This window comes from Metallosphaera tengchongensis (assembly GCF_013343295.1).
Lineage (GTDB): Archaea > Thermoproteota > Thermoprotei_A > Sulfolobales > Sulfolobaceae > Metallosphaera > Metallosphaera tengchongensis.
This window is the reverse complement of the sequence record NZ_CP049074.1, coordinates 1,963,964-1,979,320: the sequence shown is the minus strand read 5'-3', so window position 1 is coordinate 1,979,320 and position 15,357 is coordinate 1,963,964. Positions and strand designations below refer to the sequence as shown.

The window sequence follows — 15,357 nt, the reverse complement described above, 5'->3', positions numbered from 1 at the left end:
GCAATTAAACTGAAGTCATATCTAAAAGTTGCATCCAGAAAGGAATTGAAAGCACTAAAATCTATATGGATAAGTCTCTCACCCATATAGGTTGCATCCAGAAAGGAATTGAAAGTAATTATAATGGCAAAGTCTCTCTTAATGGCAGAGTCAGTAGTTGCATCCAGAAAGGAATTGAAAGTTCGTAGGTCTTAGAAAATAGATGGTCTGGGACTCCACGTTGCATCCAGAAAGGAATTGAAAGGGCTTTAAATAATAATACTATATAGGTAATTAGATATAGTTGCATCCAGAAAGGAATTGAAAGAATTATGATCAACAACAGCTAACTGGTACATGTCCAGTTGCATCCAGAAAGGAATTGAAAGTAAATCAAGTTCAAATTTCTGTTCGCCCTCACCGTTCAGGGTTGCATCCAGAAAGGAATTGAAAGTTATGATAGTTTGTAGCGTCTTCTTTAGTGAACAATAGGTTGCATCCAGAAAGGAATTGAAAGATTATTGCGTCTCCGTCTGTCAGTGGCACCATGACCTACGTTGCATCCAGAAAGGAATTGAAAGATATAATACCCATCAAGAACAGGTAGAAAAACATGCACAGTTGCATCCAGAAAGGAATTGAAAGTTAAATACCTCCTTCCCTTCTCGGATACCATGCATAAATGTTGCATCCAGAAAGGAATTGAAAGTCATCTATGAAGATGGGGCAGGGTTTTATCATGCTAGTTGCATCCAGAAAGGAATTGAAAGATTACTAATTCTTTCTGTACAACATACTCTTTTTTACACTGTTGCATCCAGAAAGGAATTGAAAGACAAAAGCACTTCAACTTACACATTGTCAGACTACCAGGTTGCATCCAGAAAGGAATTGAAAGGTATAATCTACTAGCTCTCCCTTGCTTATCATTGCGTAAGTTGCATCCAGAAAGGAATTGAAAGACTTTCTAGGTCTGCCCTGCCATGATAGGGGTCAACCAGGTTGCATCCAGAAAGGAATTGAAAGGACATTACTTTCTGAAGAAATTGAATTTATGGGAACACAAGTTGCATCCAGAAAGGAATTGAAAGTGGGAAAATTTCTGATTAAGAGATATTCCTCACCTGGTTGCATCCAGAAAGGAATTGAAAGAATTGTGAGCCCATAGCATTACTTTTTTGTGTTCTCTGAAGTTGCATCCAGAAAGGAATTGAAAGTTAAAATCTAATTTTGCATCTACTTGTATTTTTAGGTTGCATCCAGAAAGGAATTGAAAGTTAGTCTGATTACCCTAGTCTTTCCGTTATGATCGTTGCATCCAGAAAGGAATTGAAAGTTATTTCCCTACATCTGTACTTTACACCTAATGTGTCGTTGCATCCAGAAAGGAATTGAAAGTTAATATGTTAGGGGCGATAAAGGATGCGTTCTTCTGAGTTGCATCCAGAAAGGAATTGAAAGCTTTGTAATTGCTGGGCTGATGCAGTATAGTTCTGGCTCTGGTTGCATCCAGAAAGGAATTGAAAGAGACCCGAATTTTGCGTTTGCATTTTCATTTTTCTTTTCGTTGCATCCAGAAAGGAATTGAAAGTTCAATACGAGCAGAAGAACTTGCTGGGTAACCTTACCCTGTTGCATCCAGAAAGGAATTGAAAGTTACTATGTCAGTATATTTTACTCTAATGACTGGAGAAAAGTTGCATCCAGAAAGGAATTGAAAGTTAAAAAAATTGAAGGACGTAACGATAAACTCTGTAGTGTTGCATCCAGAAAGGAATTGAAAGCCTCAATCCGAGTCGTTAAGCGTGTTAATACTCGCGATAGGTTGCATCCAGAAAGGAATTGAAAGAGAACATATAGCTATATGTATAGTTGCCCTGCTGGTCTATGTTGCATCCAGAAAGGAATTGAAAGACAACTCGACAACGAAGGAAATTTGCAGTACGTCATTACGTTGCATCCAGAAAGGAATTGAAAGATACAGTATTGTCTCTCTTTTTCACATTCAAACCGAAAGTTGCATCCAGAAAGGAATTGAAAGGTGCTAGAGAGCTACACAACTTATACGCTAGGTCCAGGTTGTTGCATCCAGAAAGGAATTGAAAGTTTTCAAGTTTGGGTTTAAAGCTCTCTTGTCTCAACCTGGTTGCATCCAGAAAGGAATTGAAAGTTCTGCAACCCTCGCTATCTTTATGCTGTAGTTGTAGTAGTTGCATCCAGAAAGGAATTGAAAGTATTTACTTAAAATAGAGTGTTTTCTTAAACTTGAAAAAGTTGCATCCAGAAAGGAATTGAAAGTCTAGAACTTTTGGAGCTATTTCGTCGGGAATCATAAGTTGCATCCAGAAAGGAATTGAAAGTATAGCTTATCCGTTTCGTTAGTTTCCAAATTTTGGCATTAGTTGCATCCAGAAAGGAATTGAAAGCTGGACTGTTAAAGACCAGCGAGATAGCCGGGAAGAGGGTTGCATCCAGAAAGGAATTGAAAGTTAATGTTTGGAGCGACGAGGGCTACAGTAACACTACCAGGTTGCATCCAGAAAGGAATTGAAAGCTTTTAACAGGATGGGATGTCCATCACTATACCACCCGTTGCATCCAGAAAGGAATTGAAAGCAATAAAGCTATAATAGATCTTATTGTCGTGAAAGTTTTAGTTGCATCCAAAAAGGAATTGAAAGTGTAATCGCTTCTCCCTCTCCTCTTCTTGGGGAGAGGAGGTTGCATCCAAAAAGGAATTGAAAGGGTTTGGATTCTGATCTGTTCATCTTTTTCACCAAGCTAGTTGCATCCAAAAAGGAATTGAAAGAGGGCAAAGATACGTAGGATCCTATCATCAATTCAACGTCGTTGCATTCAAAAAGGAATTGAAAGCCCCATTAACCGGTTTCAGGGGGTCGGGGGTCTGCCGGGTTACATCCAAAAAGGAATTGAAAGTTTGAATCTCATCGTTATCAAACTCGTGTACTAGCAACTGTTGCATCCAAAAAGGAATTGAAAATCGTCATTGACCCACCCCTGTCGCTATCACGCCCCCCCTCAGCTGCATCCAAAAAGGTAAAGAAGTTTTAGAAAATACATAATACCATGCGGGACATTAGGTGTCCTGTTCCTTCCAAAAAGGTATCTAAGGTCAGTAAGGACTGAATCTAAGTCGCGGCTCGCTGACCTTATTTTACCTCAAATATTGAGAGGACTGACAAGGGACGGGCGTGTCATCCAAGTTCTTCTCCTGGAAACACCATTATGGGAGCGAGGCCTAGTCTAATCACCCATCTTGCGAACCCGTACCTCCTTTAAAAGAAAACAATGGTCCTGGCCTTAGTCGTATAGAGGTCGCAGAGGTAACCTAGGCACTGTTCCGGCCTGTAAACCGCCAACGCCCTGTCCCTGATCTGTACCATCCTCCCCTTTACCCTGTCGTACTCGTCCTCCCCGATTATACTGGTCACCAGATGAGCTCCTACCTCACGTGCCCCAAGGACTGCTGCTGAGCTGATCGCCTTCCTACCGCCGCTGAAGTCCAGGTAGTCCCCAGGACGTAAAAGCCCCTTTACTTTCTCCCTCACGAGCACGAAGTCCTGAGGTGTACTGACGTCGTCAATGTCAAGCCTCACAGCCCTTACCTTGGTGAAGTTTAGACAGCACATCAGGACGGCCTTCATTATGAAGAACGTCTCCTCAGTCTCACTGGTGGTCAGGGCAATTAGTTCGTCGACCTTGACCTTGTGTGGAGGGAAGTCGGAGATATAGTTCCCGTTGGAGAGGTTCTCAAAGGTCTCCACGGGGCCCCCAACTGTCCTCCCCAGTGTCGCAAGCAGGTTTACCATAAGCTTGTCCGGTATAAGGGGGTAAAAAGCTTTACACCTAGACAAGACCTCTTCTCCTTTACAACCCGGAGAAGTAAATACGTATCTAATAGGCAATCCCTGTGGTCAGGATCTCATCTCCTCTATACATCTACGGGTGACGTTCTTCCTGAGCGGGGGCCCTTCTTTGCTAGTTCTACTCCCCTCCGTTGTCTTACTGGACACTCCCTGGGCAGAGCTTCGTCCTGTGTCCTATGAGTACCACAACGGTAGGAACTTGAGCATAGTCACCCTTGCACGTCCCGCGATAGCTCCTGTCCCCTACTCAACCAACTCTGGCAGTAGGGACCAGCCACAGCAAGGACAGGGAGTCTCGTCACTCCTAGGCTTTTCGTGGGGTCTCCCGCCTCACACCCGCCTTCCACGACGAGGTGAAATCCCTCCAGCCGCCTTACCCTCGTTGTGCGGGGCTAGGATGACTATCCCGCTCCATACCCACTTGAACTTTCATGTCCTTCACAGGGACTATCTCCATTTTACGTCCCCCTCTCCTCCACTTTCCACACGTGGTCAGGCGTATTGTCAAACCTCGCACACCCAGTAAGAAGCCCCGTCCCTGATGGTGTAAGTCAGGTTCACGTCCACAGATCGTGTGAACTTTTCAGGCATAAGCCCCGTCAACGTACTCCCTAGCCACCCCGCCCTCATGAGCCGCGCCACACTGTTTACCGCGAGGAACAAAGGCCGTCGCCAGGCCCCGGGCAATCTCGTCGCATGTCCCCCCAAACTGAAGTTCCTCGGGTACAACCCCTACCCTTTACCCCAGTGTAAGTCCTAGACCTGTGAGTGCCCCATAGCCTATCAAGACCTCTGGAGTTCCGTCCCCTGCCATCCTGAGCAACGCAGTCACACCTTATCACGTCTCGCTTGACCCGACCTCCCCCTGCGTCAAGCCGTGGCCCCTGACACGACCTTGGGAGCGTTTCTCCGCGTTAGCTCCCCTTACGTAACTGTTGAGACCCTACCACACATCATTATCCCTTGTGGACTACTTTACGGACAGAGTGGGATGGGGTCCATACTGTAAACGCACTACCTCAAAGTGTTGATGACGGTGATAGGGAGGAGGGTGAAATTGAGGTAATCTTTGAGGTCGAAGCCAAGTCCAGTATCGACGGAAGTGCTTATCACAATAACGTCAGTAGTACACTCCTTTATGGTAAGTCTAAAGCCCTTTAGAGAGAAGGAAGTCAAGTAAAGGAATCAAGATTGGTCTTCTGCTGAAAATTAAGCCTTTTGTCCTTAGTTAACATATAGGAATAGTACCATCGTAAAGGCGTAAGTTCTGGTCTTAGTCTTATTTCAAAATGTATCAGTCTCTCTCCTCTAGTCCCTCAGAAATATAGTCCATACGCTCGACCCATCCCCTATCAACTGTATTTTTCTCACTTCTCTATACTGTTATCCCACCGTCTTCTAAGACCCTTTCCTGTCCTTCACACGACCTGCAGGGGTTCTATCAGTATTTTTATAATATTACCTATGGACCTGAACCATACTTTATACAAAAGTTAATGGTCAGAAAGTTAACGAAAATACTTCATTACCATCTTCATATACTCTTACTTCACTTTTATCAGACTCTAATAGTCCATAACACTTACGAGTCTGTGAGCTGTCCACTCTAAGGTACTTAGTCCCGGAGGGGAATTGATAATAAGAGTAACAGCTGCTATGCATGTGTCCATTAAGGAACAGCCTGGGCTTTAAGTCTTCAACTGCTTCAAATACTAGCTTACTGTAGTCATCCTCCCTCATGTAAGGGTAAATTTCCGGTATATAAGGAGGTTGGTGAGTTACAAGGATGTCCAGTCTTGGTACAGCCTTTTTTATCCTATGGACAGCGTCCATGAACTCAGTCGGCTCAGTCCTCGGTACCCCTTTCTTAACTCTAAATCCTATAAGTCCGTTAATCCCTGCAATTTTCAGGCCCTCAAACTCGATGACTTTACCGTTCTGTACAGCTTCCTTCTCTATTACAGGAAAGTTTTCATGGTTGCCATAGACCGTCAGGAGGTCTACTTTTGATAGTATTCTCCCAAAATCCTCTGGGGTCATCCCCTCGTCCCAATCTCCTGCGGAGATAAGGACCTGGGGACCTGTCCTATCTATTACCTCTAATAGCCATTCAACTGCTACAGACATGTCGTGCCCCTTGTGGGGTTTATATGACTTGTGAACGTCACTGACTAGTAGGAACCTCATAGATTAATTAAAGAGGAGTAGTTTATTAGGTTAACTTAGGTTTAACCGTCTTGTTAATGCCTTGATGTAATAACATCTGGATGGACCTCTAGCTAGTTTATTTTCATTCATAATAATGAATCTACTTTTAAGATTTTCATTTGTATGTTGGTCTCCCTAGTCTAGGAATTATCAACTTGATCAATTTACCCCTCTTTCCTCACCGACGTTCCGAGAGGTAAAATATCTTCGAAAAGATTTTGATTAATTGAAGTAAAAATTGGCGTTCCCTTCGTTTTATCCCAAGTTACGGAACGTGATAGAGTTCTCTCGAGATATACCGGAATATAATCCATGAACTTTATCTAGATATACCGGAATATAATCCGGTATCCCCCCAGAGGAGTTGAAAAGGGTGCTAGCTGACCAGAAGGATATCTTAGGGGAATAGGCTCTCAAAAACTACGTCTCCAGGGATGTACCTGACATTTCAGACTACCTTGAGGTTCCCAACGTCCTAGCGATATTGGGCGTAAGGAGGGGTGGGAGATCGGCTCTAGCGACGCTCCTCCTTAAGGGTAAGGGCTTCTCTTACGTAAACTTTGACGACGAAAACCTCTCTAGGCTTAAGGCTAAGGATCCTAGGGACCTAGAGCAGGCCATCTACCAAGTCTACGGAGACGTGGACTACATGGTCTTTGACGAAGTCCATAACGTTGAGGGTTGGGAAGCCTTCATAACGAGGTTTAGGGACAGCAAGGGGATTGTGCTGACCGGAAGTAATTCTAGGATGCTCTGAGGTGAGTTGGCGACGTACTTGACAGGGAGACACCCCGACTACGTCCTCTTCCCCTTTTCTTTCAAGGAGTACTTAGAATTTAGGGGAGTAAAGATAGTGACTGGGTCTGGTAGGGCAATGGAGTTGATCAAGAGGGCTAAAGCCATCTACGTAAACGAGTACGGAAGGATCCTAGGTAGCGTTTCGCAAGGGTTTAGGCAAGTGATACTGACTACAACGGATCCAGACCCAGCGAAGAGGCCCAGCATCAGGAAGGTAATGGGGATGTTAGAGAAAATCTGAAGTCAGCCTAACTCTACCTAACTTACTGAGATCCTTGCCCTACGAGAACGTGGAATCTGAATGCTTTCCTCGAGAGTCTACCTAACTTACTGAGCTCCTCCACGTTATTCACTCTGTCCATCTCTTACCCACTTCAGAGTAACTCCTTGTACTCCTCACGTTAGTCTGCCCAATGTCGCTGCAGTACCTCCTGCACCCTGCCTGCCCTCTCAGGACCATTGCCACGCCAGGTCTTCTTCTGCTCCTTGCTCGTGTAGGGTGGGGTGGCTTACTGCCATGTAGTAGGCCAAGTCAAGGCAGAAAAGGTAGATAATCTTGCTTTTTTGGATAAGTGACTTAACGGTGAAGGAGGTGTGACGATTAATTCAATATTTACCAAAATCACAGCCTCTTTTGTCGTTTGAAAAAAACGATGGTAGATCTCTAATTTCGAAGGAGCTCATTTCCTCCCTTATCTGTTGCACTTCATTTTTTCTTGTAACCTTCCACAAGATATTACGTATTTCTACATGTAATCAGCCTCCATTACATGCTTTCATCTCTATGGAAGATTAACTCCCGTACATGTACCATACGAACTTTTGCGTTATCTTACAGAACTTTCAACTCTATGGAAGATCATATAGCTAACTCGCCCAAATGTTTTCTGTCTCTTCATCACGAGATATGTTTCAAGTGTTGCCTTAAACGACATATAAGGCCAGGATGTTGCGCTTTAACTAGTCACTCTGTACCTTAATAAGTACTTCGTCTCCTGTTATCCTTTCCACAGCATTCTTCACAGACGCATGTATAATTTCCCCTTCTTTTCTGCAACTTCATCGTCCTTGTGTGAGGACAACAATTTGATTGTTTTGACATAAACTAAACTCTATTCATTGCGGAAAAGTATTTTTAGGGTGAGGACCTATTCGTCAGGGCGGGAAGATGGACAGGTATGATTTCTTCGCCCTCATTCAAGTAACCTCTACCATTTTAAGCCTAGGGTCCAATCCTCGGACGAGAATGGCCTCGACGTCTTACTTGTCAACTTGGAGGACTTCATTGCCTCACACTACCTGACCCTTCACAAGTTGGCCAACGTTAATTATGAGCTTAAGCCTGATTTAGCATCGTGATAGTGCTCGTTCATGAGGGTTAATGGCGAGATGGGTTGTTAGGCGTTACGGGTCTAGGCAGCCTATCCATTTTAGGTTGATGACGTCAGGGTCTTGTCCGTCCGGGGGCGCGTCGAACAAGACCCACGTCCGACCGCAGGTACTGGTCGACTGGGGGTGCCCAGTCCAGTCGTGACGTTTACCATGTCCTCTTTAAAGTCTCCACCACAGGTGCTGGGATCCCTACTCTCTATGCACTCCTTCACGGCCCCCGGTCTCAGGTCCCTGACCTCCCCTCGTCTCTGAGTGGGACAATAGGGCACTCCGTTCAGGACCCCAGTCCCTTGAGATAAATATTCCATCTCCACCTAGGCCTCGAAGGACACAGCTACTGGATGAAAGACCTCCAAGCTTTCGGTTAACCCTTTCTCCCTCTCCTCTTGGGCTCTCACAACTGCCTCCTGCCTTACTGTCCTTTGTACTCCGGTAGCGCTTTAGCTGCATAGCCTACTCACCCCCTTGAAAACCCTACCCGTTCCAACTCCACAGCCCCAGACCACCAGAGGGAGTTAGTAAGGATTGAAAGAGTGGACTCCCGGATTTCACCCCTCAGGGGAAACCCCCAGTCTGGACCTCCCTTCAGGCCCTCCATATTTTTCACCTTTCTGATATTTCATTAACTCTTTTTTCATAGATAAAAACCATTTGAGTAAAATATTAGAAAAGTTTAAAACCCCCAGGTGCTTAAGGTTGTTATGGCGCAAATCTTTCCAAACTGGAGTTCGAAAGGTAAACCCAAAGCTGTATCTAAGCTAGAGAAGTACTTAGCCCCGGGTGAGTCCTTGGTGTGGTACGAAGTCCCTAGCTACTTGTCTAGGGTCCTCGCCTTGTATACCATCATCGCGCTACTCGGTGTTTTAATAACGTTTTACTCCTTCTCGTTGTTTGCCACCCTTGGACCCATCTCAGCGTCAAGCTGGGGAGCCCTCTTGCTGGGCATAATCCTCCTCTACTTCGGTATCCGTTTAAGGAAAGGGGCGAGCGAGGGAGACCTCTACGCAGTGACCAACACGAGGGCAATACACATGGCCAAAGGTAGGATCCAAAACGAGATAGCCCTGTCCCCAGGCTTGGTTGTAGCAGTGGTCGACGAGGAGTTGAGGACTGAAGGTACTGTCAGGAGCGGAGGAGTTGTGGTCCAACCAGGGCCTGTGGGGGTCTTCGGGAGTTCAGGGAGGATAAGGGCTACATCTAAGTACATCAGGGACATTGCCTTCATCTACCAGGGCAGCGAAAAATTGAGGTTTTCAGCTGTGAAGTCGGCGAAGGAGCTCCTGGCAAAGGTTGCAAGCATGGGGTTCCAGGTGAAGGAGTGAAGTAGGAAGGAGCCCGAGGACCAGTCTTGAGGTCAAGGCCTCGTTTTTAAGTAAACCCTTTTTCAGGATAGCCCACGGTGGTCAATGCACAGGGAATGTACGGATACCCCTGATAGTTCCCTTGTCAGGCTATGAAGTGAGCGTATTACCTTTACGTTGAGGTAGCCTGTCAGGTGTACCGAGAGAGGTCAGAGCGACCGCTGGGCAGATACGGTGGTCTATACGTGGTGCCTCACTAGTAGAGGTGTCCGACGCTACTTCAGAACCAATATCTGGAGGTTAGAGGAGTCCTCGGACTTCTCAGAGGAGCTTATCGACTTACACACCTGCTTATAATGCGTGATGCTAGTCTGACCAAGGGTTGACTGAGATTGAGCCCCTCAAGGGGTCTGCGACTCAATGGGACGCTCCTGGGCGCGGCATACGGTCTCTGTGAGACCATTAAGTCCATATCTAAGTTGTTGTATTCCTATACCGTGAAGGAGTCCTACCAAGGTGCGGGTGTACACCTAGGAGGGCTGAAAAGACGTATGGACAGTCCAAGGTATACGTAGCACTCACAGGTGACTCCCTTAAACTTAGGCTGGAGGGGCTACACGAGACATCCAGGCAGACTAGTTCCAACGCGACAGCTCCAAGCCGACTAGTTCCAAAAGGGATTACGCAGATTTAAAACATGGTCCTCCTATCCTCTGTCATGAAAACGGGGACCGTCCTCCTAACCTTGCTCCTCCTCTCCCTAGTCACAAGTTTTGTTGGGCACTCCCAGACACCCCTTGAGCTGTTGAACACTTTTACCCTCCCCGGGAGCCCATCCAGGTACTTCCTGGACGGAGACGGGGTCCTCCTGTGCACAGTCCAGGGGAGCGGGCTCACCTCCTTCGCCACTTCCAAGTTCGGGCTCTACTACGTGAACGCGTCAGGGAACTACTCAGTGCTAAACGCCTCCCTCCTCAGCGGGGCCTACCCGGTAATATTCGACAACTCCTCAGTCTACGTCAGCGTCCTGACCTTCGCGCCAATCCTCCTGCCCAACACCTCAGCCTTCGAGGACTCCAGCGACGTCCTGGTAGTCTCTGGAGGGAGCGTGGTAAGGAACCAGACCTTTAGCTCACCTACCGTCGCCTACCCTACCGGGGACCAAGTGGTCTACATAAGGTATGACGTAGTGCTTACCTCACCTTTCCAGTCCCTAGGGTCAAACGCGTCCCTTGGTTCGTCAGTGTCCAAGTACGTAGTGGTCACCGACAGGGGGGACTTCACGGTGTACAACCTCATACAGCTCCAGGAGGTAGGGGAGGACTTCCTTGTCCTAAACGGGAGCGCCGGTGGGCTTCGCCTCCCCCAGGTCCCAGGTGCCCTCAACCTGCGCGGTTACTCCCCCCAAAACCTTACCGCCTTCCTCCTCTCTGGGGACTTGACCTCCGTCCTCTGGGAGCGGCACTTCCAGGGGTACCTATCGGGGGTGGCCTTTGGCGATTACCTGGCCGTGAGCAACGGGAGCTCCACATTGGTCCTGGACTCCCTTTCTGGGAAGACCCTGATGGAGGTGCCCCTTGGAGGGGTTGTCGGTGTGGTAGATGCTACGGGAGGAGGTGCGCTCTTGTACCTACAGAGCCCTGACCTGAGCATGGTTAGACTCCTCTTCCTGAACCTGACCGACCACAGCTACAGGTACCTGACCTCCCTGAGGGGACAGGTAGTATCGAGCGGGGAAGCTGGTGGTGTAGCTTTCGTCAGCGTGGAGGGGGTCGGGTCAGGGCCCAGAGTGAGCCTAGTCCTCATGAACGGGTCGGGCCACGCCCTTGGGGTCTACAACTTCACCGGGAGTAACGTGACGGCCCTGTACACGGGTGAGTACGTCTACGCTGTCGGGTTCGGGAGCTCCTCAACTGTAGTCCAAGTGTTCCAGGTGGGTAACGCGACGCACCCCTCTGCCCCGGGTACAGGTAGTGAGTCGGGTGGGACCTCGTCAGCTCAGAACGTCCTTGGGCCAGTGATAGCCCTCGCCGTCGTCGTGGGGGTGTCCTCCCTGGCGTTCTACTTTGTGGTCAAGAGGAGGCACCGTTAGTCCAGGCTGGGACTTGAAAGAGACGCGGTGAGCCCCCGTCATCGACCATTTACCGGTAGACCTTTAGCCCTTGTGAGGTGAGGACTCGATACCTGAGCTTCCAACCGGGTAGGAGGCCTCCGGACCTACCTTTTAAACCCACGCGGTAGCCCTCCACTCCCCAGGAGGTCTGCTCGGTCTAGGGGTCTCCGCTCAACCTCGAGCTTTCCTCGTAGGTCCCGAGAGTACCATGCTGCAAACCTGGTCATCTCGAGCAGCCCTTTACTGCTGATCTACCACTGTCACGTTAGCCCCCTCACCCTGCTGGGGTGTCTCCACCTCTTCATCGCGTATCTGGCTGGACCAGTGCGGAGCTCCAGTCCGAGTAGTTAGCTCGCGTCTTAGCTCTCCTCGCACGGGTACTAAGTCCCTCGCCAGACGTTGATCAACTCCGCCACGAGTCAACGTGAGAATAGCCTGCCTAAGTTTTATCGGTTAAAGGCGCTCTCCCGGTCCTGGACCTGTCACCGTCAGAGCTACGTGGACGTGTAGACCCCTAAGGCGAGTGGGTGAAGAGTACCAGGAAACCTGACCCTTTACGGTTTAGACCAACTTTGTCACCTTGAACCACCCCGCGACACTGGCCCCTCTGACGGACGAAAGGTCCAGCTACACAGCAAGCCTCAGCCCTTAGCGGACGTGAGGTCTCAGCCAAAAGGTGTATTGGGGCAGGATCCGGTCCCCGACTTGAGGGTCGGAGTGAAGGTCAAAGCGGTCCCCTCCGAGGTGTGAGGGCTGGTCATCTTCTCATCACGAGACGAGAGACGACCCCCGGATGATCTGGGGATTTCACGGGTCCGTGACCTCATAAGAAAGGGTCTCTTGGATTTGACACTAGAGATTTGACGCTAAAGAAAGGGTTAAAAGTCCCCCAAGAAATTAACCATTGTGATAAACATGCAAGGTAACGAGTGTGGCAGATGTAATATCAACTGTTCTGAATACGTGAGTGAGAGCGTAAGGTGGGAGGATGTATACGACTGGTCAGGTATAAACATACGCAGGATAGAGGCAGCCTTTTATGAGAGGAACTTCCTGGACTTAGATGTCCAAGGGACGCTTAGGAACGTGATCGAGGCTGCGAGGAGGTCCCCGATATATTACCCCAGTCAGGCGTGCCTAGAGAGACTGGCTATCTTTTGCTGTAGTGAACGAGAGCACGCTGGGTACATCTTTTACAACATTGACAGGATAAATGAATACATTGACGGCCTTACTAACTCCATCGTGCTCTTGACATTGGCGGACATGAGTAGGGCTTTTACTAAGGAAGTAGTGGCAGGATTAATAAAAGATAAATATCGGTGGGACAGGTTACTAAATAACGTAAAGAAGGCGGTAAGGTACGTTATCACTAGCTCTATAATGCTTCACGAGAGGTTTCACTGGGCTGAAGGTTGCGGATCTTCAGACAGGTGTGATGCCGAGGCTAGAGCGACTGCATACCAGATAGTGAGGACCATAGACTTGATAAGGGGGAGAAGGTTCGAAGACTGGGCGGTCCAGCCACCTCTTAACTTGGCAATTCAGCCAACAGTCAACTTAGCTATACGCCCTTACCTCATGCCTTTGGTCTACAACCTATTCGATAGGATAAAGAGAAAGTTTATACTACTCCATGACCTCTCGACGCTTTTCGCCCTTGAACTCTCTGTGGAGTCCATACTCCTGACGCACTCAAGGTTACCCTGTTACTCTAGATTTTACAATTATTTAGGGTCTAAGAACCGGATACTGGGGTCAATTGATATCCACAAGGCAGATGATCGGTTTAGCGTAATAAGCCTACCTTGGATAGGGGTAAATATAGGCTTTAACTATCATGACCATGATCACTTCCACGTTAGCTACGACACCGAAGATAACGTCTACTTAAATCTAGATGTAAAAGCCCCACCTAGGGTGAAGGACCTGAAGGAAGTGTGGGTTAGTTGCCAATGAGAGTCGGTCGCCTCCTTAGACCCGGGACCTTCGCAAGCCCTTGCCCAAGTCTCCAAGACGAGGCATCAAGATGATTAGAAATAGTGGGCGCCAACGTCTAAGTCGACTACGGCGATACTACTTTAATAGATACTACTTTAATATTTGGATATCCTAATAGGTAGAGTAGTGGAGGTAATACCGAGATGTGGGAGGTGAAGTTGCCGGTGACCTACCAGAAAGAAGGGGGAAAGTCGTTGAGTGGAGGCCTGCACATCTCGAGGACTTGTCAAACAGTAATAAGTATTACCTTTCCCTTCCCTAACCTTACCTGTAAAGATAATGTGCTCTGACGAGTTCTGCGCGAAGGAGGTGAAAGGCTACCAGCGGGTAGATGTGCAAGAGATCACCGCTAAAAAACTTAGCTGGAACGTATGGTGACCCACTGTTACAGATCCTAAGTGAGGCTAAGGCTGAGAGGATGGACAATCGTGTTCTAAGGGACATTAACCCTCTGAGGACGCCGCGACGCTGGGGTTTAAGGGCGGTGAGGAGGTGATGTGGGTACCTCCTCGTTACGCCCTTTACGTGATGCTCAACGCGTGCTGGTTAAACGAAAACTCCGGGGAGGCCTACTGCTACTCATAGGGTTAAAGAGGGGAAGGGACGGTCTGCCGTTACCTGGCCGTCGTCAGTAGTTTTAGTGGGGCTATTAAGTCTAAAAAGTAGGGGAAGGCTCGCCCACTAGGGTGGGGATTAGAGAGGGTATAGAACCCCATTTCCTCTATACCAATATCCATGGGCAGAGAGGGTAATAGGAGTGGAACCGAAACCAGGGTCGCAGTTTCAAGGTTTCCCTTACCTCCGCTCTGCTCAGCCTAATTGAAAGGTATGAAAAAGATCCATGTCATATCCTTGAACAGCTAAGGGAAAATAGGCCAAACTGGTTGTTGAAAGACGCAAGGGACTTACGAGACTCTAAGGCAGAAGTTTAATCTGCCGTCAAAGGTTGCCATAGACTGCTACAGGATGCCACCGCAAAGTACAAGTTGTGGTTGAACGACCATAAAAGCGGTAGGTACTCGAGCGTAGGCAACGTGTCTCTCTGGTTAACGCCAGTACGGCCGTACTCAGGCGACTTCAGCAGGAGGAGCGCGAGGGTAGCAGGAGTCCGTAAGTTAACGATCCAGGGATACCCTAGGAACCTACCAGAGTACACGGACTAGGAACTAAGGGAGGTTAGGTTATTGTTTAGGAAGGGTGAAGCTTACCTAAAGGTTACCCTCCATAAGGAACGGAAGGGATCAGAGGTTAAGGACGGCGTCGCATTTTACGTTTCTATGGCTAAGGTCGTAGTAGGTAAAGACGATAAACAATACGTCAGGACACCGACTCATATAGGGGGGCACCACTACAGGTCACTAGCTTAGTCCTCTCAGGAGTATTAGAAGAGGTGGAATGAGAACGACACGGTCTTAAACAGGATAAGGTCATATCATAGGAAGGCTAGGAACGTGTTGGAGGACTCAGTTAGGAAGGTAGGGAAGTGGGTAGTTGAGATAGCCAGTTCGCTCAACCCCTTAGCCATCTTCCTCGAAGACCCGAACAACCTCATAAAGAGGGTGAAGAGGTTACCAGCACAGTTTAGGGATAGACTTTATCTTATGCAGTACCGTAGGCCCTAGTTCTGGACTGGACCGCAAGCTTAAAAACACGGTCTCGGGGTAGTCTACGTCGACCC

The 15,357-nt window shown here is 48.0% G+C and carries 11 protein-coding genes and 1 CRISPR repeat array (1 of these 12 running past the window's edge); of the genes, 7 read left to right on the top strand and 4 right to left on the bottom strand.

Annotated elements, in window-relative coordinates:
* Positions 1-2,980: direct repeats of the CRISPR family, unit length 25 nt; unit sequence GTTGCATCCAGAAAGGAATTGAAAG (it extends 1,250 nt beyond the left edge of the window).
* A 295-nt stretch (positions 2,981-3,275) separates the two neighbouring features.
* The 3 genes from crn1 to GWK48_RS10450 all read right to left on the bottom strand — a co-directional run bounded on the left by crn1 (position 3,276) and on the right by GWK48_RS10450 (position 6,053).
* Positions 3,276-3,809 (bottom strand): CRISPR-associated ring nuclease Crn1, encoded by a 534-nt coding sequence (gene crn1, locus GWK48_RS10455; RefSeq protein WP_174632081.1) that lies wholly within the window; start codon positions 3,807-3,809, stop codon positions 3,276-3,278.
* A 561-nt stretch (positions 3,810-4,370) separates the two neighbouring features.
* Positions 4,371-4,496 carry a hypothetical protein gene (locus tag GWK48_RS11700; RefSeq protein WP_281359968.1) on the bottom strand — a complete coding sequence of 42 codons (126 nt, stop codon included), beginning with the start codon at positions 4,494-4,496 and terminating at the stop codon, positions 4,371-4,373.
* Positions 4,497-5,366: 870 nt separating this feature from the next.
* Positions 5,367-6,053: a metallophosphoesterase family protein gene (locus GWK48_RS10450; RefSeq protein WP_174632079.1), complete on the bottom strand. Its 687-nt coding sequence runs from the start codon at positions 6,051-6,053 to the stop codon at positions 5,367-5,369.
* Between the two features lie 466 nt (positions 6,054-6,519).
* Here GWK48_RS10450 and GWK48_RS11530 point away from each other — a divergent pair, with 466 nt between their 5' ends.
* Together GWK48_RS11530 and GWK48_RS11525 are read left to right on the top strand one after the other, a co-directional pair.
* Positions 6,520-6,831: an AAA family ATPase gene (locus GWK48_RS11530; RefSeq protein WP_343044013.1), complete on the top strand. Its 312-nt coding sequence runs from the start codon at positions 6,520-6,522 to the stop codon at positions 6,829-6,831.
* A 6-nt stretch (positions 6,832-6,837) separates the two neighbouring features.
* On the top strand, positions 6,838-7,113 hold the full coding sequence (locus GWK48_RS11525; RefSeq protein WP_246263809.1) for a hypothetical protein: 276 nt from the start codon (positions 6,838-6,840) through the stop codon (positions 7,111-7,113).
* Between the two features lie 1,608 nt (positions 7,114-8,721).
* On the opposite strand, the gene GWK48_RS10440 is transcribed toward GWK48_RS11525, so the two are convergent.
* The gene (locus GWK48_RS10440) at positions 8,722-8,862 is read right to left on the bottom strand and encodes a hypothetical protein (protein ID WP_174632078.1); all 141 of its coding nucleotides are present in this window, start codon (positions 8,860-8,862) and stop codon (positions 8,722-8,724) included.
* Between the two features lie 103 nt (positions 8,863-8,965).
* Between GWK48_RS10440 and GWK48_RS10435 the strand changes: the two genes are divergently transcribed.
* From GWK48_RS10435 to GWK48_RS10415, 5 genes are all read left to right on the top strand, one after another.
* A complete protein-coding gene (locus GWK48_RS10435; protein WP_174632076.1) occupies positions 8,966-9,586 on the top strand; it encodes a hypothetical protein in 621 nt (206 codons plus the stop codon).
* A gap of 697 nt (positions 9,587-10,283) precedes the next feature.
* Positions 10,284-11,657: a hypothetical protein gene (locus GWK48_RS10430; RefSeq protein WP_174632074.1), complete on the top strand. Its 1,374-nt coding sequence runs from the start codon at positions 10,284-10,286 to the stop codon at positions 11,655-11,657.
* Positions 11,658-12,584: 927 nt separating this feature from the next.
* On the top strand, positions 12,585-13,637 hold the full coding sequence (locus tag GWK48_RS10425) for a hypothetical protein (protein WP_174632073.1): 1,053 nt from the start codon (positions 12,585-12,587) through the stop codon (positions 13,635-13,637).
* Between the two features lie 1,226 nt (positions 13,638-14,863).
* Positions 14,864-15,046 (top strand): hypothetical protein, encoded by a 183-nt coding sequence (locus tag GWK48_RS10420; protein ID WP_174632071.1) that lies wholly within the window; start codon positions 14,864-14,866, stop codon positions 15,044-15,046.
* Between the two features lie 84 nt (positions 15,047-15,130).
* Positions 15,131-15,301, top strand: coding sequence for a hypothetical protein (locus tag GWK48_RS10415; protein ID WP_174632069.1), 171 nt, complete (start codon positions 15,131-15,133; stop codon positions 15,299-15,301).
* The last annotated feature ends 56 nt before the right edge of the window (positions 15,302-15,357 follow it).